The sequence below is a fragment of the Stakelama marina genome, from assembly GCF_018122655.1.
Taxonomy (GTDB): Bacteria; Pseudomonadota; Alphaproteobacteria; order Sphingomonadales; family Sphingomonadaceae; genus Sphingomonas; species Sphingomonas marina.
The window spans coordinates 195,511-216,046 of record NZ_JAGRQC010000003.1 but is presented as its reverse complement, the minus strand read 5'-3'; the positions used below and the strand labels follow the sequence as shown (position 1 = coordinate 216,046).

Below are 20,536 nucleotides of genomic sequence, written 5' to 3'. Positions count from 1 at the left end.
TCTCCGCTAAACGCGAAGGCTGCTCCCGTCAAAAAGTTCCACGTGGAACATCGCTATTTGCCGATGCAGAAGCGCGAAAAAAGTGAGTCGAGCATCGCCTCGACGTCAGCTCGCCCGGTGATCCGGTCGATGCTTGCCCGGGCCGCACGCAACGATTCGGCGAGCAAAATCGGATCTCGCTCGACCGCGGCGTCGTCCAGCGCACTTACACAGGCGGCGCACAAGTCACGCTGGCGCTGGTTCATCGCGGCCTGATCGGGGCGCGGAATCAGGTCTCGCGACTCCGATTCGATGAGCGCCCACAAATCTTCGATCCCCTCACCTGTATGCGCCGATACGCGAATCCTCCCTTCAACCGCATCGGCCCTCGCCGCCTCATCGCTGCGCGGATGAACCGGGATGATCCTCGTCAGTCCGTCGACGTGCGGGGGAGCGTCGTCGCCGAGCCATAATAGAATGTCGGCGGTCTGCGCCGCAACGCGCGCGCGTTCGATCCCGATCGCTTCCACCGGATCATCGGTGCGCTCGGCCAGTCCCGCGGTGTCGGTAAAGACATATCCGACCCCGTGGCGCCGCACAGCAGCGTCGACCCGGTCGCGAGTCGTTCCCGCAATCGGCGACACGATGGCCGCCTCCCGCTCGACAAGCCGGTTGAGCAATGTCGATTTGCCGGCATTGGGCGGACCGGCAAGCACGACATTGATTCCCTCATTCAAACGTTCGACCGGCGGATTCCGAAGCGCGCGGGCGATCGCCCCCGCAAGTGCTCTGCATTGCTGCCGGAGGACATCTAGGATTGAGTCTTCATCGATATCGTCCTCATCGGCGTGATCGAGCACTGCCTCGACCCTGCTGGAAAGATCGACAATCGTACCGCCCCAATCGTCGATCTGCCGCCGCAACGCACCCCCGCTGTTGGCAAGCGCGATCCGCCGCGCGGTTTCCGTCTCCGCCGTCAGCAAATCGCCAAGCGCCTCGGCCTGGGTGAGATCGATCCGGCCATTGATCAGCGCCCGACGCGTAAATTCGCCCGGTTCGGCGGCCCGAAGCCCTGAAACAGCCGCAAGCGCACCTTCGACCGCTCGGATAACGGCGCGTCCGCCATGACAGTGTATTTCGGCGAGATCCTCGCCGGTGGCCGTCGCCGGCCCCTGAAACCATAGGAGCAGCGCATCATCGAGCACGGCGCCGTCGCGGGGATCGACGATACGGCGCAAGACCGCCTTGCGTTGGGTCGGAAGGCTGTCGCGTCCCGTCAGCGCAAGAAGCGCATCGCCCGCTGCGGCCCCGCTGACGCGGATGACGCCGATACCCGCGGGCGGCAAACCGCTCGACAGCGCAAAAATCGTGTCCACAACGTGCAATCAGCCGCTCTTGCCGCTCGCGTCGAACATGCGCTGCCAGAATTGCAGCCCCGCCTCACCCATGGGAGACCAGCTTTTCATCATCGATTCGAGCAATTCGGGTGTGGCGCCTTTTTCCAGTGTTTCCAGCAACATCGACACATATTTGTCGTGCACCGGGGTGAAATCGGGCAGGCCCATCGCGCGACGTGCCTCTTCGGGGGTGCAATCGACCTCGACATTGATCTTCATCGGGTTCTCCGCTTGAGCGCCCGCATATCGGGCTGCTAGATCTGCACCATGTATGCGCGCGACCACGGCATGATCGCAACGCCCATCGGCACAATCCATGTCGAGGGCGATGACGAGCTGCTCTACGCAATCCGGATCTGCGACAGCGAACCCGGCGAGCGGCGCGGAAGCGCAACGATGGTGCGCACGGCGATCGAGCAAATCGGGGCATGGTTCGCAGGCGACCGGACCCGGTTCGACCTGGCGCTCGCGCCGCTCTCCACTCGGCGAGGCGAACAATTGCGCGCGGGGTTGATCGATGTCGGATATGGCGAGACGCTCAGCTATGGCGCGTTTGCGAACATATTGGGGTCGAGCGCCAGGGCAATCGGTCAGCTTTGCGCGCGCAACCCCTTTCCGATCGTCGTGCCATGCCACCGTATCCTCGCAGCCGGTGGCGTGTTGGGGGCATATTCGGCGGGAACCGGTCCGGCCACCAAACGCTGGTTGCTCGACCACGAACAAGCCCATTTGTCGTTCAACCAGACCGGAGATGCAGCATGACCAAGACGATTACGATCGATTCGCCCGATGGCGGCAGCTTTAGCGCCTATTGCGCCGAACCCGAGGGAGAGCCCAGCGCGGCGATCGTCGTCATCCAGGAAATTTTCGGCGTCAATGCCGGCATCCGTCGCAAGTGCGACAAGCTGGCCGAGGCTGGCTATCTCGCGCTGGCGCCCGATCTGTTCTGGCGGCTCGAACCGGGGATCGAGCTCGACCCCGATGTCGAGCCCGAATTCCAGAAGGCGCTCGATCTGATGGGCAAGTTCAATCAGGACGCCGGCGTTCGCGATATCGAAGAGACTATCAAGCGAGCGCGCGCGATGACGAACGGCGGAAAGGTCGGCGCAGTCGGCTACTGCCTCGGCGGTCGCCTCGCCTTCATGACTGCGACGCGAACCGATGCCGATGCGGTTGTCGGCTATTATGGTGTCGGAATCGATAACCTGCTTGGTGAAATGAACGCGATCGGAAAGCCGGTCATGCTCCACATTCCGCAAGAGGATCATTTCGTCGACAAGGAAGCGCAGGCGAAGATGCACGAGGGGCTCGACGACCATCCGAAGGTCACGCTCTACGACTATCCAGGCGAAGATCACGGCTTTGCAACCGAGGTCGGCAAGCGGCGTTCGGAAGAGTCGGCCGATCTCGCCGACAAGCGCACATCGGAATTTTTTGCCGAACATCTGCGCGGCTAACGCTGTCGGAGGGCGGAGCGCCCCGGCGGCGCTCCGCGGTCCCCCCTGCTACATCAGCAGCTGCAGAATTCCGACATCGTGATCGAGCACGCCCTCATAGATCATGCGTAGCGCGACATAGAGGATCACGATCAGGCCGATATATGCGATCCAACGATAGCGATCGATGATCTTGGCGATGAAGTTCGCCGCCAGCCCCATCAGCGCAACCGACAGGATCAGCCCGATCATCAGGATGCCTGGATGCTCGCGCGCCGCACCGGCAACCGCAAGCACGTTGTCGAGGCTCATGCTAACATCGGCAATCGCGACCGACCAGGCGGCGGCAGCAAAGGTCTTTGAAGGCGAAATGGCGGCGCCCTCGCCTTCCTCGCCGATCGCGCCGTGGCGAATCTCGCGCCACATCTTCCACGCGACCCACAGCAACAGGATCCCGCCGGCAAAGATCAGCCCGACAATGCCCATCAGATAGGTCATTGTCAGCGCGAAGGCGATGCGCAGCACCAGCGCTGCGATGATGCCGATCGCAATGACCTTCTTGCGGTCCTGCGCGGGAAGCCCGGCGGCGAGCGAACCGACGACGATCGCATTGTCGCCCGCCAGCATCACGTCGATCGTCAACACCTGCAGGAACGCGGCGAGTTCCGACGGGCCGGTGATGTTGGAAAAATCGGCGACGATATGCTGCCAGATCTCGGCCGGCGATCCCATGCCGCCGCCCGTGGTAGATGCGATCAGATCGATCATCCCGGCAACAACTCCCAACGAACCTTATTGGTTCATCGAGTCGAAGAAATCCTCGTTGGTTTTCGAATCCTTCATCTTGTCGAGAAGGAACTCCATCGCGTCGATCGTACCCATCTGCATGAGGATACGGCGCAGCACCCACATCTTCGAGAGCGTCGCCTTGTCGACGAGCAGCTCTTCCTTGCGCGTGCCCGACTTGCCGACGTCGAGCGCCGGGAAGATGCGCTTGTCGGCGACCTTGCGGTCGAGAACGATTTCGGAGTTGCCGGTGCCCTTGAACTCTTCGAAGATGACTTCGTCCATACGGCTGCCGGTGTCGATCAGCGCGGTGGCGATGATCGACAGCGAACCGCCTTCCTCGATATTGCGGGCGGCACCGAAGAAGCGCTTCGGGCGCTGGAGCGCATTGGCGTCGACACCGCCGGTCAACACCTTGCCCGACGACGGAACGACGGTGTTGTAGGCGCGGCCGAGGCGCGTGATCGAATCGAGCAGGATCACGACATCCTTCTTGTGCTCGACCAAGCGCTTGGCCTTTTCGATCACCATCTCGGCGACCTGGACGTGGCGCTGCGCGGGTTCGTCGAAGGTCGAGGAAATGACCTCACCGTTCACCGAACGCTGCATATCGGTGACTTCCTCGGGCCGCTCGTCGATGAGCAGCACGATGAGGAACACCTCGGGATGATTGTCGGTGATCGCCTTGGCGATGTTCTGCAGCAGCACGGTCTTGCCGACGCGCGGCGGCGCCACGATCAGCGCACGCTGCCCCTTGCCCTGCGGCGACACGATATCGATCACGCGCGCCGACTTGTCCTTGATCGTCGGGTCCTGCGGATCGAGCGTCAGCTTCTGCTCGGGATAAAGCGGCGTCAGGTTGTCGAAGTTGACGCGGTGGCGGACCGCATCGGGATCGTCGAAATTGACCTTGAGCAGCTTCGTCAGCGCGAAATAGCGCTCGCCGTCCTTGGGGCCGCGGATCTCGCCTTCCACAGTGTCGCCGGTGCGCAGACCGAACTTGCGGACCTGGTTGGGCGAAACATAGATGTCGTCGGGACCGGCGAGATAATTCGCCTCCGGGCTGCGCAGGAAACCGAAACCGTCGGGCAGCACCTCGATCGTGCCCAGCCCCATGATCTGTTCGCCCTGTTCGGCCTCGACCTTGAGAATCGCGAACATCAGGTCCTGCTTGCGCATGGTCGAGGCGCCCTCGACGCCGAGCTTTTCAGCCATTTCGACCAGCTCTGCCGGTGCTTTCTTCTTCAGGTCCTTGAGATGCATCGAAGTTTTTCCGTCTGGGAAATCGGGGGAGCCGGTTCGAATGTGCGGACGCACGGTCACGGCAATGTAAGGAAGGTCGCGGCGCGCGATCGCAATGCCCGCGCGACGGATAGTGCCGAGTTAAGGTCGCTCCGATTCCAAGTCAAGCGCAACGCGCGTGCGCGCCCCGGATCAGAAGGGCCGCACGACCACCAGAATGACGATCAGCGTGACGAAGATCGCCGGCAGTTCGTTGAGCATCCGCAGCGTGCGCGGCGACAGCGTCGGCTTCTTTGCCGCAAGCCGCTTCGAATAGCCGACCATCCAGCCGTGATAACCCGTCAGGAGCACGACGAGCGCGATCTTGGCATGGAGCCACCCCATCCCCCCGGCACCGTCGAACATGCCGATATTGGCGGCCAGCATCAGCCCCAGCACCCAGACGAGCACCAGCGAGGGGGTCAGGATCATCTTGCGCAGCTTCGCCTCGCGCGCTTCCCAGCGCGCCGGCTCGGTCGGATCACCCAACCCTTCCTGGTGATGGACGAGGTAGCGCGGAAAGATGAACAGCCCCGCCATCCAGAAGATGACGAAGATGACGTGCGCGGCCTTTACCCACAGATAGGCCTCGCCAAGCCAGTTGGTCATGAATTCTCCCCGCGGATTCGCGCGATCAGGCGTTCGACATGTGCGATCGGGGTGTCCTTCTGGATCCCATGACCGAGGTTGAAGATATGCGGGCGATCGGCAAAGGCATCAAGGACCGCGTCGATTTCTTCATCGAGCCGCGCTCCGCCCGCAATCAGCGCGAGCGGGTCGAGATTGCCCTGAACCGGCAGACCCGCCGGCAATTCGCGATGCGCCCAGCGCGGATCGACCGTCTCGTCGAGCCCGATCGCATCGACCCCGGTTTCGCGGGCATAGGCGGCAAGCTTGCCCCCCGCCCCCTTTGGGAAACCAATGACCGGCGTGTCCGGATGGCGTTGCTTCAGCGCGGCGACGATGCGCGCGGTCGGCGCCACGACCCAGCGTTCGAACTCGCTCGGCGACAGGCTGCCCGACCAGCTGTCGAACAACTGCACCGCCTCCACCCCCGCGTCGACCTGGCGCGATAGATAAGCGATCGTCGCCGCCTCGATCCGCTCGATCAGCATCACCACCGCCTGTGGATCGGCATAGGCGAGCCTGCGCGCCTCCGCCTGTTCGCGGCTGCCCTGGCCTGCGATCATATAGGTCGCCACCGTCCATGGACTTCCTGCAAAGCCGAGAAACGTCACCGCGTCGGGCAGATCCTGCTTCACCAGCCGAACCGTCTCGATGATCGGCGACAGCATATCGGGATCGTCGTCGCCCAGCGCGGTAATCGCCGCGGCGCCATCCAACGGCGGTGCAAGCCTCGGCCCCTCGCCTGCTTCGAACCACAGCGTCTGGCCCAGCGCTTGTGGAATGACGAGAATGTCCGAAAACAGGATCGCACCGTCGAAGCCGAAGCGGCGGATCGGCTGGAGCGTCACCTCCGCGGCGGCAGCACTATCGTTCACAAGATCGAGGAATCCGCCCTTCTCGGCCCGAAGCGCACGGTATTCGGGAAGGTAACGTCCGGCCTGACGCATCAGCCAGATCGGCGGCACTGCCTGCTTTTCCCCGCGCAGCGTCGCGAGGAGCGATTTCGGGGTCTCGGTCAGGGTCGAACCTCTTTCCATCTAAATAATAAAGAATCTTGAAAAGGATGTTGGAGGATGTTGGGCCGTGGAAAACGGGGCTTATGACTCTCTGCCGATAATGCCAACAGCTTGACTCGTACCGACCCGCCGACAGGTTGCGATTCCATTTCGCGATCCCCGTTATCCACAGGCTGTTGAACGCTGGAGCCTCTGTCGATGGCGTGTGGAAAAATCGGTGCGGCTATCCACGGAAATCGCATGCTTGGCGAGAGGGGCAGGTTACGCTAGCTGCTATCCGCATGTTTTCCACAGGCTTGTCCTGACATGGCGATGCGGCTCCATCTGCACCTGCTTTCCGATTCCACCGGCGAGACGCTGGAGAATATCGCGAAGGCTGCACTCGCCCAGTATGACGATGTCGAAACGCTCAGGCATTTCTGGCCGATGGTGCGGAGCGAGGCGCATCTCGAGCGTATCCTCGAAGAGATTTCGCAAAATCCGGGACTCGTGTTGTTCACGCTGGTCAACAGCGAGATCCGCCGCACGCTGGAGGCGCGGTGTCGGGCGATGGGCCTGCCCGCGGTGGCGCCGCTCGATCCGGTCAACGATGCGCTGTCCAACCTGCTCGGCCAGGAAGCCAAGGCGCGGCCGGGGCGGCAGCACACGCTCGACGCCGCCTATTTCGCGCGCGTCGACGCGATTCAGTTCACCATCGCGCATGACGACGGCATCGGCTGGGAGGATTGGGAGGAAGCCGATATCGTGCTTGCGGGCGTGTCGCGTTCGTCGAAGACGCCGACATCGATCTATCTCGCCAATCGCGGCTACAAGACCGCCAACATCCCCATCGTCATCGAATCGCCGCCGCCGCAGGAGCTGTTCGGCCTGAAACATCCGATGGTCGTCGGACTGACGACGAGCGCAGAGCGGTTGATCCAGGTTCGCCGCAACCGATTGCTCACGCTCAACGAAAAGACCGAAACCGCCTATGTCGATCAGGACGCGGTGACGCGTGAAGTGGCCCATGCGCGGCGGATGTTCTCCGACAATGGCTGGCCGGTGATCGACGTGACCCGCCGTTCGATCGAGGAAACCGCCGCTGCGATCATCAAGCTGTGCAACGAACACGGTATCAAGGCGAGCGGATCGTGACCCTGGTCCTCGCCTCGCAAAGCGCGTCGCGGCGGGCGATGCTGAGTGCCGCCGGCGTCCCGCACGAAGCCATGGTCAGCGGAGTTGATGAAGACGCGGCCAAGGCGACACTGGCGGGTGAAGGACTGGGGCCGCGCGATTTCGCCGATGCGCTTGCCGAGCTGAAGGCGCTGCGCGTCAGTGGCCGCAGGCCCGACGCGCTGGTGCTGGGGTGCGATTCGGTCGTCGCGCTCGAAGACGGCACGTTGCTCGACAAGCCCGCCGATCGCGATCAGGCGCGCGCGCATCTGACGATGCTGTCGGGCACGCGACACGACCTCATCAGCGCGGCGGTGATTGCCGAGGGCGGGCGGCCGGTATGGCGTCATGTCGAGCGCGCCCGGATGCACGTCCGGCCATTGTCGGACCCCTTTATCGACGCCTATCTCGATGCCGAATGGCCGGCGATTTCGGGCTGTGTCGGCTGTTACCGGCTGGAGGCGATGGGCGCGCAGATATTCTCGCGCATCGACGGCGATCATTTCACCATCCTCGGCATGCCGCTGCTGCCGATCCTCGATTATCTGCGGACCAGGGAAATATTGCAGTCATGACGTCATCGCCTTCGTCCGCGAAACCCTATGCCGAGGTGATCGGTGATCCGATCGCGCATTCAAAATCGCCGCTGATCCATAATTTCTGGCTCGATGCGCTCGGGATCGATGCCGAATACCGTGCCACCCATGTCGCCGCCGACGCGCTCGGCGACTATTTTGTTCAGCGCCGCGCCGATCCTGACTGGCGCGGGTGCAACATCACGCTGCCGCACAAACAGGCAGCGCTCGACCATGTCGAGGATCGCGGCGGGGTGCGGCAGACGATCGGTGCGATCAACCTAGCCACGCGCGCGGAGGACGGTGCGATCATCGGCACCAATACCGACGCGGCGGGTTTCTATGCCCCGATCGCCGGCCTCCCGCTTGAAGGAGCGCATGTCGCGATCGTCGGGGCAGGCGGCGCGGCGCGTGCGGTGCTGTTCGCGCTGTCGCGAATGGATGTCGGGCGCGTGACGATCCTCAACCGCAGCCCGATGAAGGCAATGGGATTGCTCGCGACATTCGGGCTGAAGGGTGACGTGCTGCCGCTCGATGCGTCACTTCCGGCAGCGGCGCTTCTCGTCAACACCAGCTCGCTCGGCATGACCGGTCAGCCGCCGCTCGAAATCGACCTGTCGCCGCTTCCCGGTGACGCGGTGGTCTATGACATCGTTTATGCTCCGCTCGAAACGCCGCTGCTGGCCGCGGCGCATGCGCGCGAACTCGACACGGTCGATGGGCTTGAAATGCTGATCGGCCAGGCCGCATTCGCGTTCGAGATCCTGTTCGGCGCAGAACCGCCGCGCGATCGCGACGACGAGCTGCGCGACCTGCTGACGCGATGAACCGCCATCCGCTGATCCTGGGCCTTACCGGTTCGATCGGAATGGGAAAATCGACCGTCGCCGCGATGTTCGCCGATGCAGGCGTTCCCGTGTTCGATGCCGACGCCGCCGTTCACCGCATGCAGGGACCGGGCGGTGCGGCGCTTGCGGATATAGAGGCGGCCTTTCCCGGTGTGACCGGCGAATCGGGGGTCGATCGCCAGGCGCTGGGCGCGGCGGTGTTCGAAGACCCCGAAGCGATGAAACGGCTCGAGGCGATCATCCACCCAGCGGTCGCCGAAGAACGTGCGCGCTTTCTCGCCGAACACCGTGACACCGATATCGTCCTGTTCGACATTCCGCTGCTGTTCGAAACGGGTGGCGAGGCAAATGTCGACCGGATCGTCGTCGTATCCGCGCCCGCCGACGTACAGGAACGCCGCGTTCTCGCGCGGCCGGGCATGACGCGGGAAAAATTCGCCGCGATCCGCGCGCGACAGCTGCCCGATGCCGAAAAATGCGCCCGCGCAGACCATGTTATCGACACCGGCGGCGAGATTGAGCACGCGCGCGCGGAGGTACGCCGTCTGATCGCTTGCCTGCGGCGCGAAGTGGGTGAATAATCGCGCCATGCGTGAAATAGTTTTCGACACCGAAACGACGGGGCTCAGCTTTTCCGGCGGCGACCGGCTGGTGGAAATTGGCTGTGTCGAGATGATAAACCGCGTCGAGACCGGACGCGTCTTCCACGCCTATTTCAATCCCGAGCGCGCCATGCCGGCAGAGGCCTTTGCGGTGCACGGGCTGGGCGACAGCTTCCTGGCCGACAAGCCGCTCTTTGCGCATCAGGTCGAGGAATTGCTCGATTTTATCGGCGACAGCCCGCTCGTTGCGCACAATGCGAGCTTCGACTTCGGCTTTCTGAACGGCGAACTCGGCAAGTGCGCGCGCGACCATATTCCGCTCGACCGCATGGTCGACACGCTGGTGCTCGCGCGCAGCAAGCATCCCGGTGCCAAGCACACGCTCGATGCTTTGTGCGTGCGGTTCGGGATCGATCGCAGTCGGCGCACGCTGCACGGGGCGCTGCTCGACGCGCAATTGCTCGCGCAGGTCTATGTCGAGCTGACTGGAGGGCGCCAGATCGGCCTCGGCCTTGTCGCGGAAAGCGCGCCCGAACCCGAAACGTCCGCTGTTCCGCGCAGCGTCGTTCGCCCCGCGCGCGTTTTTGCACCCTCGGCGGAGGAACTTTCCCGCCATGCCGCGTTCATGGAAGATATCAGGGACCCGCTCTGGGCGTCCGCTTGACGGCGTTCGCGCGCGTTCCCAAGTCCGAGTAAACATATCAGGAGGAAATTATGGATATCCGGGTTTCGGGTCATCAGGTCGACACCGGCGAAGCGCTTCGCGAACATGTCGAGGACCGGCTCCAGGGTATCGCCGATAAATATTTCTCCCGCGCCATCGCGGCGCACGCGACCTTCGGAAAGGGGCCGCACGACAATGGCTTCACCTGTGATATCGTCGCGCATGTGATGCAGGGTCTCGTCCTGAAGGGCAGCAATGACGGCCAGGACGCGCATGGCGCGTTCGACGGCGCCGCCGACAAGATCGAAAAGCAGCTCCGCCGCTATATGCGGCGTCTGAAGGACCGCAAGGCGGGCGCCTCCGTCGATGCCGGCGCCTATGACAATGCAGCCTATACCGTCTTCGATTCGGATCATGCCGACGAAGAGGCCAGCGATGCGCCGGTGATCGTCGCCGAAACGCGTGTCGATATCCCCGACGCCAGCGTTTCCGATGCCGTGATGATGCTCGACCTGCGAGATACCAGTGCACTTCTGTTCCGCAATATCGGTACCGGCGCCCATAATATGGTGTATAGGCGCCGCGACGGGTCGATCGGTTGGGTCGAACCCGATCGCGCCAAATAACGGCAAGCGGGGAATTGTTCGCCGTCTTCGGGTGGCAGACCGGACCGAAAATGACAGATTTTAGCGACTTGATTACCCCGGAAACGGTGTTTTCGGAGGTGTGCGTAGCGAATCGCAAGGCGTTGTTTCACAAGCTCGGCCAGCTTGCTGCCGAGCAATGGGGGCTCGACGCCCGCGCCATTACAGAGGCGCTGACCGAACGCGAAAAGCTCGTTTCGACCGGTTGTGGCGCAGGGATCGCGATTCCCCACGCCCGCCCGAAGGAACTCGACCGGATCGTCGGCGCGGTGCTGCATCTCGAAGCACCGATCGACTTCGAATCGGTTGATGACCTGCCTGTCGACCTCGTATTCCTGCTCCTGTCGCCGGCCGATGCCGGGGCGGACCATCTGAAGGCGCTGGCGCGGATCGCGAGGGCGCTGCGCGACCGCGCCTTTGCCGACAAGTTGCGCGGCGCGGGTTCGCGTGACGCGCTCTATGCAATGCTCGCCGATCTGGAGACCTGTGAAGCCGTCTGACGACATCGCGCCCGAGTTGCTCGGCGAAGAGGCGCATTTCCGCGCGCTCGAGTCGCTATATGCGGCGGCGCCGATCAACGGGCTGTTCGAGTCGCGGCTCGAAATCGTCGAGAGCGGCGTGTCGCGTATCCGTTTCGACATCGAGGAACGGCATTATCACGCTGCCGGCGCCGCGCATGGCACGAGCTATTTCAAGATGCTCGACGATGCCGCCTTCTATGCCGCGAACAGCCTCGTCACCGACCGTTTTCTGCTCACGACGGCGTTCAACCTCCTCCTCACCCGCCCGTTAAAGGCGGGCCCCGTCATTGCCGAGGGGCGCTGGATCAGCGGTCGCCGCCGTGTTTTCGTTGCCGATGCGCGGTTGATCAATGCCGATGGCGAAGAGGCCGCGCGTGGCACCGGCACCTTCATGCGCTCGCGCATCGCGCTCGCCACACTCGACGGCTATCGCTCCGAATGAGCGCGCGCGTTGCCAGCGGCGTTCTGGTAAAGGCGCTGATGCGGCACGTACAGGCAGCCGGCGGGCACGCGACGCTGCTCGCGCGCGGCGATGAAAATGCCGGAGCGATCCTGGTTCTCGCGCTCGAACGGGGAGCCGATCCGCGCTTTTTCGAACGTGGTATCGGGCCGGATGGCACGGTCCAGCTGCTGCGGTCGGGACCGCGCGATTCGGAAAATGCCGATGAAATAGATAGCTACCGGCAAAAGCGGCGCAGGAGCGACCCCGATCTGTGGATCGTCGAACTGGATATCGCGGAGGCGGAACGATTCGCCGCTGAAATATTATTACCGGGTTGACTTTGGTCGCCAGCGAAACGATTAGGCCCGCCACTGTTTGGCGCGTTGCGCCGGTAAGGAGTGCGATTCCGAGCCGGTGACGCAGTCGGGGGGAAGTCCGGACGGCCCCAAAGACGTGTTTACAGCCGTACCGCACACCACCGCATTGAACTGAATATCGATGAAAACGACGCTACGCGCCGCGATTATCGCGGCTGTGTCTTTTTGTGCTATTGGTTCCACCGGTTTCACCAGCCCGGGCCGCGCGCTCGAACTGGATCAGACACCCGATGCGACCATTAACGCGGCGCCGGCCACAGGAGTTCCCATTCCGCCGCCGCCCATCGTTCCGGCGTCGCTGACGCCCGACGACAATGACCATGACGGGTCCGCCGACGCCGCATCGGATGCGCCGACCGGTGACGATCAGGATTTCGCCAGCCTTTCGGAGGCCGTGGCCGCACAGGCGATGCCCGAAACGCTCGACCGCGAGCTCAAATGCCTCGCGATCGGCGTCTATTTCGAATCGAAGGGTGAACCGCTCGCGGGGCAGCTCGCGGTTGCGGATGTCATCCTCAACCGCGCGCAATCGGCGCGCTTTCCCGGTTCGGTCTGTTCGGTGCTGACGCAGCGCAGCCAGTTCTCGTTCGTCCGTCACGGCCGCCTGCCGCGTGCGCGTACGCACAGCCGTGCCTGGAAGACTGCGGTCGCCGTGGCGCGCGTCGCGCGTCAGAAGCTTTGGGACAGCCCGGTGCCCAATGCGCTGTTCTTTCATGCGCGCTATGTCAGCCCGCACTGGCGGCTGGCGAAGGTCGGCACCGTCGGAAATCACATCTTCTACCGCTGACGAGGATTGCGGGCGGGCAATCGCCCGCTTCCCTTCGTTCGTGTAATGTTCTATCGGGGTGGACATGGCTTCGGCTTCGTCCACCCTTTCCTCGTCAGCGTCCGACACGCTAACCGCAATCGATGTCGCGCGCGGCGTGTCGCGCATGTTGTTGCGGCATGATTACACCGCGATGGCGGAGGTTCCGCTGTCCGACGGGCGGCGCGCCGACCTGATGGCGCTCGATTCGCGCGGGCGGATTATCATCGTGGAGATCAAGGTTTCGCGTGCCGACATGCTCGGCGATTGCAAATGGACCGACTATCTCGCCCATTGCGATCGATTCTTCTGGGCGGTGCCCGCCGGGTTCGACACCGCACCGCTCGATAGCGAGGCTTTTCTGCCCGACCGTGCCGGGGTCATCGTCGCCGATCAATATGACGCAGCGATCCTTCGCGAAGCGCGCAGCGAGCCGATCGCCGCCGCCACACGCAAGAAATGCACGCTCGCCTTCGGCCGCCGCGCCGCGCGGCGATTGCTCGGCACGATCGACCCGGATGTCGATACCGGTTTCTGACGGGTGCCCTAGAGGTGTGGCCCGATAATATCGTCGGCTTTCTTCTTCTTCGGTGCGTTTTCGATCGCCTTGACGATCTGCGGCGACCGGCCGTCGCGCTTGGCATAATCGCGCGCCGACATGCCTGCGATATTGTCGGTCTGGTCGGGGTCGGCGCCTGCATCGAGCAGCGCATGCACCGCGACAAGGTCGCGCATCTGCACGGCGCGGATCAGCGGTGTTTCTCCGCGGTCGTTCGCCACGTTGAAGTTGGCGTGATAGCGCGCCAGGATATCGATCGCCCCGTCGAACCCGTTTTCGACCGCCAGGATCGCCGGGGTGTTGCCGTCCTTGTCCTGAATGTCGGGATCGGCGCCCTTGGCGAGCAGGAAGCGCAGATAGGTGGCGTTGTTCTGTTTCACGACGATGTGGAGCGCCCCTTCGCCGCTGTTCGGGTCCTTGGCATTGACCACGCGACCATTGCTGTTGTTGATCGCTTCTGTGACCTTGTTCCCGTCATTGTCCTTCACGCCCGACAGGAAATTATAGCTGTTCGAATAATGCTGCGCGGCAGCCGGCGTGGCGACGGGAACGATCAACGCTGCGGCAAGCGCGAGCGGCAGGACGCGGTACTTCATGGCTGGCGAGAATCCCCGGTAAAACTGTGTCTGACCTTGCGCAGCGAAGCTTAACAGATCATGGCTGGCGCTGTCATGGACCATCGGAACCTTCGCGTATTCGCCCTTGCCGTTGCGCTCGTCCTGTCGGGTTGCGGCGCGTCGTCCGAACCCGCTCGCGACCAGGCGCCGCCGCTTGCCGGCGCTTCGATCGGCGGCCCGTTCACGCTGGTCAACCAGGATGGCAGGACCGTCACCCAGGCCGATTTCGCGGGCAAATACCGGATCATGTATTTCGGCTATACCTATTGCCCCGATGTCTGCCCCGTCGACATGCAGAATCTCGGTACCGCGATGCGCGATCTCGACAAGAACGATCCGGCGATTTCGAAAAAGATCGTCCCGATTTTCGTTTCGGTCGACCCCGCGCGGGACACGCCGGATGTGCTCAAGCAGTTCGTATCGGCTTTCTATCCGCGGCTGGTCGGCCTGACCGGCAGTGAAGATGCGATTGCAAGGACGGCGAAGGAATATGCCATCTTCTTCAAGAAGGTGCCGCCCAGCGAGGGCACCAAGGGATATCTCGTCAACCACAGCACCACCGCCTATCTGATGAGCCCCAATGGCGATCCCATCGCGCTCGTGCCGGTCGACGAATCGCCCGATGCGGTAGAGGCGGTGCTCAAGCGCTGGGTGCGATGAGCGATCGGTTCTGGGAAGGCGATACGCGGCTCGACCAGCTCGACCGCGCGCAGTGGGAGGCATTGTGCGACGGGTGCGGCAAATGCTGCCTCCACAAGCTTGAAGATGCCGATACGGGCGCACTTGCGGCAACCAATGTCGCCTGCCGCCTGCTCGACACCGAAGCCGCGCGGTGCCGCGATTATCGCCATCGCCATGCGCATGTCCCGGACTGTATCCGGCTAACGCCTCGCGACGCCGCGACGTTTCGCTGGCTCCCCTCGACCTGCGCCTATCGCCTGCGCGCGGAGGGTAAGCCACTCCCCGACTGGCATTATCTGGTCTGCGGCGACCGCGAGGCTGTCCACCGCGCGGGCGAATCGACGCGCGGCTGGACCGTTTCGGAGGATGAGGCCGAAGACCTCGAACATCATATGACCGACCGCGAGCTATGAACGAAGCGATCGAGGTCGTGCGTCATCCGCGCGCCCGTTCTGCGCGGTTGTCGGTCGATCCTGCGACCGGGGCGGTCCGGTTGACGATCCCTCGCCGCGCCTCCGAACGTGCAGCCCGCGCCTGGGCCGAGAGCAAGCGCGGCTGGATCGAGGCGCAGCGCGCGCAATTGCCCCAACCGCGCCCCTTCGTGCCCGGTGCCGAGCTGCCCTTTGCCGGCGAAACGGTTCGCATCGACTGGTGCGAACGCGGCGCTCGACGGCCAGCGATCATCGACGGCATCCTGCGCTGCGGCGGCCCGCGAGAAGGGCTCGAGCGCCGGATCGAGCGCTGGCTGCGCGGCGAGGCGCTGGCGCTGTTATCGGCGGAGACGGAAGAATTCGCCGAACGCGCGGGGGTTTCGGTAGAGCGCGTTTCGGTCGGCGATCCGCGTTCACGCTGGGGAAGCTGCTCTTCCCGTGGCGGCATTCGCTATAGCTGGCGGCTGATCCTCGCGCCGACGGCGGTACGGCGTGCGACCGTGGCGCATGAGGTCGCACACCGGGTCCATATGAACCACGGCCCCGACTTTCACGCGCTCGTCGCCAAAATCTATGGCGAGGACCCGAGTCCTGCGCGGCAATGGCTGCGCACGCACGGCGCGGCGCTTCACTGGTTCGGGCGCGAATCCTGATCGGATAGCTGCGGCTGGCGCTGTTGATCGGCGCCGCCCGGTTGCGGCGTCGATGTCGGCGCCGGTGCGGGATTGCGCCGCGATGGCGGCGGAGGCGGCGGGTTCGAGGTCCGGCCCGTCACGCGGTCGATCCAGCGCTGATCGAGCCGCTCAGGCGCCTGCGGTTGCGGTTGGGGCTGTTGCTGCTGTTGTGGCTGCAATGAATCCTGCGGGACCGGGAAGGCATCGGCGGGCGGCGTCGATCCGCCGGGATAGCCGCTGTCCGGCCCCATGGGGTTGCCGTTTTCATCGACGAACAGGCCATTGTCGGGCTCGCCATAATAGGATTCGGCGTCGGGCTCCATTTGCCAGTCGGGCAGCGTGACCTGCGTGTCGAACTGTTCGACAGGGCGCTTTGCCACGGCCTTTTTCATGAAGTCGGCAAAGGCGCGCGCGGGTGCGGTGCCGCCGTACAGGCCGCGCACCGGATCAGCATTGTCCTTGCCCATCCATACGCCCGTCGTGATCCCGCTCGAAAAGCCGAGGAACCAGCCATCCTTGTTCGAAGAGGTCGTACCGGTCTTGCCCGCGACGGGGCGGCCGATCTGCGCATTGCGTCCGGTGCCGGTGGCGACCGCGGTCTGGAGCAGGTCGGTCATTTCCGCCGCGACATAGGGCGCGACGAGCACGCGCGAGGTATCGACCTCATGCTGATAAATGACCTTGCCGTTGGCGGTGACGCGGGTGATGCCGAACGGCGTGACCGCGATGCCGCGCTGCGACACCGATGCGAAGGCGCGCGTCATGTCGATCAGATGGACCTCGGACGATCCCAGCACCATCGCCGGGTGCGTGTTGATGTCGGTGGTGATGCCGAACCGGCGCGCCATATCCGCGACGGTGCCGAACCCGACCGCCTGGCCCAGTTTCGCGGCGATGGTGTTGACCGAATAGGCGAAGGCGGAGCGGATCGAGATCGGCCCGGCAAAGCGGTTATTGTCGTTATGCGGGCTCCAGCCGTCGATCGTGACGGGTTCGTCGACCACCGTGTCGTCGGGTTTGTACCCCGCCTCCAGCGCGGCAAGATAGACAAACAGCTTCCACGACGATCCCGGCTGTCGCAGCGCTTGCGTGGCGCGGTTGTAGGTCGACGAGACATAGTCCTTGCCGCCGACCATCGCGCGCACCGCGCCGTCGCGGTCGAGCGCTACGAGCGCACCCTGCGCGCCCTTGGGCACATTGGCGTTGATCGCGGCATCAGCGGCGCGCTGCATCGACAGGTCGAGCGTCGTCCACACGTCGAGGGGTGCCTGGTTCTCGTCGATCAGCACCTCGAGCTGCGGCAGTGCCCAGTCGGTGAAATAGCGCACCGAATTGCGGTTCGGCTCGGGCACCATCTTCAGGTCCTGAATATCGGCGGTCTGCGCTTCGGCGCGGGTGATCGCGCCGGTATCGACCATCAGGTCGAGCACGACTCCGGCGCGACCGCGCGCGGCGTCCATGTCGGCGGTCGGCGAATAATGCGACGGCGCCTTCACCAGTCCGGCGATGATCGCGGCCTCGCCCAGGCTCAGATGCGTGGCGGGGTGGCCGAAGAACCGCCGCGAGGCCGCGTCGATGCCGTACGCGCCGCCGCCGAAATATACCTTGTTCAGATAGAGTTCGAGGATCTGGTCCTTGCTGAACTTGCGTTCGAGCGCCAGCGCCAGCACGGCCTCGCGAATCTTGCGGCCGACATCATATTTGTTCGAGAGGAAGATCGTTCGCGCGACCTGCTGCGTGATCGTCGAAGCGCCCTGGATGCGCCGTCCGGTGCCGCGATTGACATAGGCGACCTTTGCCGCGCGGATCAGGCCGATCGGGTCGATGCCGATATGCGAATAGAAGCGGCGATCCTCGACCGAAACCATCGCCTTGCGCATGATCGGCGGAATATCGTCATAGGACAGCCACTGGCCGTAGCTCGGCCCCAGCGACACGATGACGCTGCCATCGGCGGCATGGACGCGGATCATCTGACCGTTGGGCGAAGATTTGAGCTGGCTGTAGCTCGGCAGCGACGCCTCGGTCGAATAGACGGCGATGACCAGCGCGATCAGTGCGACCAGTCCGGCCACCGCGCCAGTGCCGATGGTCCAGAAAGCAATCCGCCGCCAGCGGGGTGCCTTCTTCTTGTTCTTTCGGGATCGGGGAGTTTTCGCCATCGCAGGAACTCCCCGATTACGCGTTAATCGGGTGCGTCACAAGCCGCTATCGGTTCGTTCCGTCGCTCGCCTCGGGGCGTTTGCGGAATTCCAGCGCCACCGAATTGATGCAATAGCGCAAGCCGGTCGGCGGCGGCCCGTCGGGAAAGACGTGGCCAAGATGCCCGTCGCAACAGGCGCAACGCGTCTCGGTGCGCGTCATGCCGTGGCTGACATCGCTATGGTCGGTCACGCAATCCGGCGAGATCGGACGGGTAAAGCTGGGCCAGCCGGAACCCGAATCATATTTGTCGGCACTGTCGAACAGCGCATTGTCGCACGCCGCGCAGTGATAGATGCCGTCGGCCTTGTTATCGGTATAGCGTCCGGTGAAGGCAGGCTCGGTGCCCGCCTCGCGCAGCACGGCATATTGTTCTGCCGTCAGCTTCTGGCGCCATTCGGACTCGGACAGGTTGATCTGGTTCATGACCGGCTAGATGTGTGGCGCGGCCAGCGCTTCGTCAATCACTTCTTGGTTAACCCGCGTCAAACGCGCGGCTGCACCGACGATCGGCGGCAACCATGATGCGGCCCGAACCATCCACGGCGCGGTGGCCGGCGCTTCGGCAAGGTCGCGAATCATGCCGGCCACGGCCAGCGGCCGGGCGATGCGCCCGGCGAAATCGCGCTGATAGCCGGGGGCCGCCCCCGCACCGCCCGTCAGCCATGCGCCTGCCGCGTACAGCCCGCTCGCCACGGCGATGCTCATGCCCTCGCCTGCCAGCGACGGAATGACGCCAGCCTGATCGCCGAGCCGGAACAGCCCGGACCTGGTCCCGGTCGCGCGCCAGCCATAGGGGACATTGGCAACCGCATCGATGGCGGTACCGGCTTCGCGATATTCGAGGCGACGCGCGAGGTCGGGACATTCGCCAGCAATCGCCGCGAGCAGCGCTTCCGCATCGCCCGCTTCGGCGAGCCGCGACCGGTGTACCGCCATGCAGAGATTGGCGCTCGCGTCCTCGTGGAGCACCAGACCGGCATAGCCGCGATCGAACAGATGCAGCTCGATCGCGCCGTCCAGCATGCGCGACAGCCCGGGGGCGGGTCCGAAACGCGTGCGCAGGCCGATTGCGGGATCGCTTCCCCGCGCATCGGCGGGCCGCATCGCCCCGCGCAGATCATGCTTACCGGTGGCGAGAAAGATGGTCTCGCTGCGAAGCGTTGCACCGTCGTCCAGCCGAACGCTGTCGTCCTCCAGGACGCGGACTCCGGCGCCGCGTTCGACCTTGGCGCCTGCCTGCGCCGCTGCGTCGAGCAGCAACGAATCGAGGCGTCGTCGCGAGATGCCACGCGCGGGGCGCGGTAGTGCGGCTTCGGCCGAGCGTTTTCCGGCGAATAGCCGGACGCGCGAAACCTCCTCGCCGCCCAGCAGCGCCGGATCGATGCCCAGCCGCGCAAGCGTCTCGATCGACCGCCAGCTGAGAAAGCCTCCGCACAGCGCGTCGCCCGGTTCGACCGTGCGTTCGATGACCAGCGGCGGGAATCCAGCGCGCGCGAGCCGTATCGCGGCAACCGCCCCGGCGGGTCCGCCGCCCAGGATCAGCGGAGGCGTGATACGCATAGGCGAAACGGAAAGGCGCGGTAGACGCGCGCATTGGCAACCCCGGCCTCGGCAAGGATCGGCGACCATTCGTGCTGTCGATAGCTGCGCGCGATCGACAGTGTGCCGTCAGCGCGCACCATGGGGTGCCAGCGCATGATCCGGGCGAGAACCGGATAGCCCCAATGCGCGAAACGGTGTCGATGCAGGTCGTTGACCAGCCAGCCGCGCGACGCATGACGCTCCATGAAGCGCAGAAAGGCGACCAGTTCGTCATGCGACATGTGATGCGCGACCAGACTGCTCACGATGATGTCCCATGGCTCGTCCGCCAGATCGACATAATCTCCGGTACGATAGACGATCGGCAAATCGGGTGCGGTATGCGCGGTTGCCGCCGCCTCGCTGCGTGGGTTGCAGTCGATTCCGACCAGATCAGCCGCTTTTCCCCGCTTCCTTGCCCAGCGCGCGATGCGGCGCAGCATGTCGCCATCGCCGAATCCGACGTCGAGCAGCCGGAATCGCGCATGATTGTCGACCGCCTTGTCGAGAAATGACAGTGTCGGCCGCGCCGCCATCGTGACCCGGTTGACCCTGGCGAGGTCGGCCAGCACCGCGTGATAGGTGTTCGCATCGAGGTCGGGGTCGTCCATCTGTTCCTCGGCGATGGCGCGCGTC

General features: G+C 64.1%; 27 protein-coding genes. 16 read left to right on the top strand and 11 right to left on the bottom strand.

All coding sequences use genetic code 11. The features are described from left to right. Positions 1–53 precede the first annotated feature (53 nt). Together mnmE and J7S20_RS10820 are read right to left on the bottom strand one after the other, a co-directional pair. Positions 54–1,355, bottom strand: coding sequence for a tRNA uridine-5-carboxymethylaminomethyl(34) synthesis GTPase MnmE (mnmE, locus tag J7S20_RS10825; protein ID WP_430980935.1), 1,302 nt, complete (start codon positions 1,353–1,355; stop codon positions 54–56). A gap of 9 nt (positions 1,356–1,364) precedes the next feature. Next, positions 1,365–1,595: a DUF6489 family protein gene (locus J7S20_RS10820; RefSeq protein WP_284054244.1), complete on the bottom strand. Its 231-nt coding sequence runs from the start codon at positions 1,593–1,595 to the stop codon at positions 1,365–1,367. Positions 1,596–1,643: 48 nt separating this feature from the next. On the opposite strand from J7S20_RS10820, the gene J7S20_RS10815 reads away from it, so the two are divergent. Then, the gene (locus tag J7S20_RS10815) at positions 1,644–2,138 is read left to right on the top strand and encodes a methylated-DNA--[protein]-cysteine S-methyltransferase (protein ID WP_284054243.1); all 495 of its coding nucleotides are present in this window, start codon (positions 1,644–1,646) and stop codon (positions 2,136–2,138) included. Further along, complete coding sequence (locus tag J7S20_RS10810; RefSeq protein ID WP_284054242.1) at positions 2,135–2,833, top strand: dienelactone hydrolase family protein; 699 nt, start codon at positions 2,135–2,137, stop codon at positions 2,831–2,833. The genes J7S20_RS10815 and J7S20_RS10810 overlap by 4 nt, the downstream gene beginning before the upstream one ends. Before the next feature lie 48 nt (positions 2,834–2,881). Here the strand turns inward: J7S20_RS10810 and J7S20_RS10805 are convergent, their stop codons facing one another. The 4 genes from J7S20_RS10805 to hemE form a co-directional block, all read right to left on the bottom strand. Further along, a complete protein-coding gene (locus J7S20_RS10805; RefSeq protein WP_284054241.1) occupies positions 2,882–3,580 on the bottom strand; it encodes a TerC family protein in 699 nt (232 codons plus the stop codon). Positions 3,581–3,604: 24 nt separating this feature from the next. Further along, positions 3,605–4,861 carry a transcription termination factor Rho gene (gene rho / locus J7S20_RS10800; RefSeq protein ID WP_284054240.1) on the bottom strand — a complete coding sequence of 419 codons (1,257 nt, stop codon included), beginning with the start codon at positions 4,859–4,861 and terminating at the stop codon, positions 3,605–3,607. 171 nt (positions 4,862–5,032) lie between these two features. Next, positions 5,033–5,488 carry a CopD family protein gene (locus J7S20_RS10795; protein ID WP_284054239.1) on the bottom strand — a complete coding sequence of 152 codons (456 nt, stop codon included), beginning with the start codon at positions 5,486–5,488 and terminating at the stop codon, positions 5,033–5,035. Further along, positions 5,485–6,543, bottom strand: a complete 1,059-nt coding sequence (hemE, locus tag J7S20_RS10790; protein WP_284054238.1) for a uroporphyrinogen decarboxylase — start codon at positions 6,541–6,543, stop codon at positions 5,485–5,487. The genes J7S20_RS10795 and hemE overlap by 4 nt, the downstream gene beginning before the upstream one ends. Before the next feature lie 291 nt (positions 6,544–6,834). Here hemE and J7S20_RS10785 point away from each other — a divergent pair, with 291 nt between their 5' ends. The 11 genes from J7S20_RS10785 to J7S20_RS10735 all read left to right on the top strand — a co-directional run bounded on the left by J7S20_RS10785 (position 6,835) and on the right by J7S20_RS10735 (position 13,690). Further along, positions 6,835–7,656 (top strand): pyruvate, water dikinase regulatory protein, encoded by an 822-nt coding sequence (locus tag J7S20_RS10785; protein ID WP_284054583.1) that lies wholly within the window; start codon positions 6,835–6,837, stop codon positions 7,654–7,656. Further along, complete coding sequence (locus J7S20_RS10780) at positions 7,653–8,249, top strand: Maf family protein (RefSeq protein ID WP_284054237.1); 597 nt, start codon at positions 7,653–7,655, stop codon at positions 8,247–8,249. The genes J7S20_RS10785 and J7S20_RS10780 overlap by 4 nt, the downstream gene beginning before the upstream one ends. Further along, a complete protein-coding gene (locus J7S20_RS10775; protein WP_284054236.1) occupies positions 8,246–9,076 on the top strand; it encodes a shikimate dehydrogenase family protein in 831 nt (276 codons plus the stop codon). The genes J7S20_RS10780 and J7S20_RS10775 overlap by 4 nt, the downstream gene beginning before the upstream one ends. After that, entirely contained in the window at positions 9,073–9,678 is a 606-nt protein-coding gene (gene coaE / locus J7S20_RS10770; RefSeq protein WP_284054235.1) for a dephospho-CoA kinase, read from the top strand. Before J7S20_RS10775 ends, coaE begins: the two co-directional genes overlap by 4 nt. 7 nt (positions 9,679–9,685) lie before the next feature. Further along, complete coding sequence (dnaQ, locus tag J7S20_RS10765) at positions 9,686–10,363, top strand: DNA polymerase III subunit epsilon (RefSeq protein ID WP_284054234.1); 678 nt, start codon at positions 9,686–9,688, stop codon at positions 10,361–10,363. A 50-nt stretch (positions 10,364–10,413) separates the two neighbouring features. Then, positions 10,414–10,989, top strand: a complete 576-nt coding sequence (hpf, locus tag J7S20_RS10760; RefSeq protein ID WP_284054233.1) for a ribosome hibernation-promoting factor, HPF/YfiA family — start codon at positions 10,414–10,416, stop codon at positions 10,987–10,989. A 50-nt stretch (positions 10,990–11,039) separates the two neighbouring features. Continuing rightward, positions 11,040–11,507, top strand: coding sequence for a PTS sugar transporter subunit IIA (locus J7S20_RS10755; protein ID WP_284054232.1), 468 nt, complete (start codon positions 11,040–11,042; stop codon positions 11,505–11,507). Continuing rightward, positions 11,467–11,970, top strand: a complete 504-nt coding sequence (locus J7S20_RS10750; RefSeq protein ID WP_284054582.1) for a PaaI family thioesterase — start codon at positions 11,467–11,469, stop codon at positions 11,968–11,970. The genes J7S20_RS10755 and J7S20_RS10750 overlap by 41 nt, the downstream gene beginning before the upstream one ends. Continuing rightward, complete coding sequence (locus tag J7S20_RS10745) at positions 11,967–12,308, top strand: DUF1491 family protein (RefSeq protein WP_284054231.1); 342 nt, start codon at positions 11,967–11,969, stop codon at positions 12,306–12,308. Before J7S20_RS10750 ends, J7S20_RS10745 begins: the two co-directional genes overlap by 4 nt. 160 nt (positions 12,309–12,468) lie before the next feature. Continuing rightward, entirely contained in the window at positions 12,469–13,134 is a 666-nt protein-coding gene (locus J7S20_RS10740; protein WP_284054230.1) for a cell wall hydrolase, read from the top strand. 64 nt (positions 13,135–13,198) lie between these two features. Beyond that, positions 13,199–13,690, top strand: coding sequence for an MmcB family DNA repair protein (locus J7S20_RS10735; protein WP_284054229.1), 492 nt, complete (start codon positions 13,199–13,201; stop codon positions 13,688–13,690). Positions 13,691–13,698: 8 nt separating this feature from the next. Here the strand turns inward: J7S20_RS10735 and J7S20_RS10730 are convergent, their stop codons facing one another. Beyond that, positions 13,699–14,307, bottom strand: coding sequence for an ankyrin repeat domain-containing protein (locus J7S20_RS10730; protein ID WP_284054228.1), 609 nt, complete (start codon positions 14,305–14,307; stop codon positions 13,699–13,701). 60 nt (positions 14,308–14,367) lie between these two features. On the opposite strand from J7S20_RS10730, the gene J7S20_RS10725 reads away from it, so the two are divergent. From J7S20_RS10725 to J7S20_RS10715, 3 genes are read left to right on the top strand one after another with little or no spacing between them, the layout of a single operon-like run. Then, on the top strand, positions 14,368–14,988 hold the full coding sequence (locus J7S20_RS10725; protein ID WP_284054227.1) for an SCO family protein: 621 nt from the start codon (positions 14,368–14,370) through the stop codon (positions 14,986–14,988). After that, positions 14,985–15,422: a YcgN family cysteine cluster protein gene (locus tag J7S20_RS10720; protein WP_284054226.1), complete on the top strand. Its 438-nt coding sequence runs from the start codon at positions 14,985–14,987 to the stop codon at positions 15,420–15,422. Before J7S20_RS10725 ends, J7S20_RS10720 begins: the two co-directional genes overlap by 4 nt. Further along, positions 15,419–16,093: a M48 family metallopeptidase gene (locus J7S20_RS10715; protein ID WP_284054225.1), complete on the top strand. Its 675-nt coding sequence runs from the start codon at positions 15,419–15,421 to the stop codon at positions 16,091–16,093. Before J7S20_RS10720 ends, J7S20_RS10715 begins: the two co-directional genes overlap by 4 nt. Here the strand turns inward: J7S20_RS10715 and J7S20_RS10710 are convergent. From J7S20_RS10710 to J7S20_RS10695, 4 genes are read right to left on the bottom strand one after another with little or no spacing between them, the layout of a single operon-like run. Then, the gene (locus tag J7S20_RS10710) at positions 16,069–18,276 is read right to left on the bottom strand and encodes a transglycosylase domain-containing protein (RefSeq protein WP_284054224.1); all 2,208 of its coding nucleotides are present in this window, start codon (positions 18,274–18,276) and stop codon (positions 16,069–16,071) included. The two genes, J7S20_RS10715 and J7S20_RS10710, sit on opposite strands and share 25 nt — an antisense overlap. 46 nt (positions 18,277–18,322) lie before the next feature. Further along, the gene (gene msrB, locus J7S20_RS10705; protein WP_284054223.1) at positions 18,323–18,742 is read right to left on the bottom strand and encodes a peptide-methionine (R)-S-oxide reductase MsrB; all 420 of its coding nucleotides are present in this window, start codon (positions 18,740–18,742) and stop codon (positions 18,323–18,325) included. A 6-nt stretch (positions 18,743–18,748) separates the two neighbouring features. Then, a complete protein-coding gene (locus J7S20_RS10700) occupies positions 18,749–19,879 on the bottom strand; it encodes an NAD(P)/FAD-dependent oxidoreductase (RefSeq protein WP_284054222.1) in 1,131 nt (376 codons plus the stop codon). Next, positions 19,858–20,511, bottom strand: coding sequence for a methyltransferase domain-containing protein (locus tag J7S20_RS10695; protein ID WP_284054581.1), 654 nt, complete (start codon positions 20,509–20,511; stop codon positions 19,858–19,860). Before J7S20_RS10695 ends, J7S20_RS10700 begins: the two co-directional genes overlap by 22 nt. Between the last annotated feature and the right edge of the window lie 25 nt (positions 20,512–20,536).

Bases quoted from the DNA above. Each gene is read 5' to 3' on its own strand.
- rho (WP_284054240.1), bottom strand. From the start codon at position 4,861: ATGCATCTCAAGGACCTGAAGAAGAAAGCACCGGCAGAGCTGGTCGAA.
- coaE (WP_284054235.1), top strand. From the start codon at position 9,073: ATGAACCGCCATCCGCTGATCCTGGGCCTTACCGGTTCGATCGGAATG.
- J7S20_RS10775 (WP_284054236.1), top strand. From the start codon at position 8,246: ATGACGTCATCGCCTTCGTCCGCGAAACCCTATGCCGAGGTGATCGGT.
- J7S20_RS10720 (WP_284054226.1), top strand. From the start codon at position 14,985: ATGAGCGATCGGTTCTGGGAAGGCGATACGCGGCTCGACCAGCTCGAC.
- J7S20_RS10820 (WP_284054244.1), bottom strand. From the start codon at position 1,595: ATGAAGATCAATGTCGAGGTCGATTGCACCCCCGAAGAGGCACGTCGC.
- J7S20_RS10715 (WP_284054225.1), top strand. From the start codon at position 15,419: ATGAACGAAGCGATCGAGGTCGTGCGTCATCCGCGCGCCCGTTCTGCG.
- J7S20_RS10815 (WP_284054243.1), top strand. From the start codon at position 1,644: ATGTATGCGCGCGACCACGGCATGATCGCAACGCCCATCGGCACAATC.
- dnaQ (WP_284054234.1), top strand. From the start codon at position 9,686: ATGCGTGAAATAGTTTTCGACACCGAAACGACGGGGCTCAGCTTTTCC.
- J7S20_RS10810 (WP_284054242.1), top strand. From the start codon at position 2,135: ATGACCAAGACGATTACGATCGATTCGCCCGATGGCGGCAGCTTTAGC.
- J7S20_RS10725 (WP_284054227.1), top strand. From the start codon at position 14,368: ATGGCTGGCGCTGTCATGGACCATCGGAACCTTCGCGTATTCGCCCTT.
- J7S20_RS10795 (WP_284054239.1), bottom strand. From the start codon at position 5,488: ATGACCAACTGGCTTGGCGAGGCCTATCTGTGGGTAAAGGCCGCGCAC.
- J7S20_RS10730 (WP_284054228.1), bottom strand. From the start codon at position 14,307: ATGAAGTACCGCGTCCTGCCGCTCGCGCTTGCCGCAGCGTTGATCGTT.
- J7S20_RS10755 (WP_284054232.1), top strand. From the start codon at position 11,040: ATGACAGATTTTAGCGACTTGATTACCCCGGAAACGGTGTTTTCGGAG.
- J7S20_RS10745 (WP_284054231.1), top strand. From the start codon at position 11,967: ATGAGCGCGCGCGTTGCCAGCGGCGTTCTGGTAAAGGCGCTGATGCGG.
- hemE (WP_284054238.1), bottom strand. From the start codon at position 6,543: ATGGAAAGAGGTTCGACCCTGACCGAGACCCCGAAATCGCTCCTCGCG.
- J7S20_RS10740 (WP_284054230.1), top strand. From the start codon at position 12,469: ATGAAAACGACGCTACGCGCCGCGATTATCGCGGCTGTGTCTTTTTGT.
- J7S20_RS10700 (WP_284054222.1), bottom strand. From the start codon at position 19,879: ATGCGTATCACGCCTCCGCTGATCCTGGGCGGCGGACCCGCCGGGGCG.
- J7S20_RS10785 (WP_284054583.1), top strand. From the start codon at position 6,835: ATGCGGCTCCATCTGCACCTGCTTTCCGATTCCACCGGCGAGACGCTG.
- J7S20_RS10735 (WP_284054229.1), top strand. From the start codon at position 13,199: ATGGCTTCGGCTTCGTCCACCCTTTCCTCGTCAGCGTCCGACACGCTA.
- J7S20_RS10805 (WP_284054241.1), bottom strand. From the start codon at position 3,580: ATGATCGATCTGATCGCATCTACCACGGGCGGCGGCATGGGATCGCCG.
- J7S20_RS10750 (WP_284054582.1), top strand. From the start codon at position 11,467: ATGCAATGCTCGCCGATCTGGAGACCTGTGAAGCCGTCTGACGACATC.
- hpf (WP_284054233.1), top strand. From the start codon at position 10,414: ATGGATATCCGGGTTTCGGGTCATCAGGTCGACACCGGCGAAGCGCTT.
- J7S20_RS10710 (WP_284054224.1), bottom strand. From the start codon at position 18,276: ATGGCGAAAACTCCCCGATCCCGAAAGAACAAGAAGAAGGCACCCCGC.
- msrB (WP_284054223.1), bottom strand. From the start codon at position 18,742: ATGAACCAGATCAACCTGTCCGAGTCCGAATGGCGCCAGAAGCTGACG.
- J7S20_RS10695 (WP_284054581.1), bottom strand. From the start codon at position 20,511: ATGGACGACCCCGACCTCGATGCGAACACCTATCACGCGGTGCTGGCC.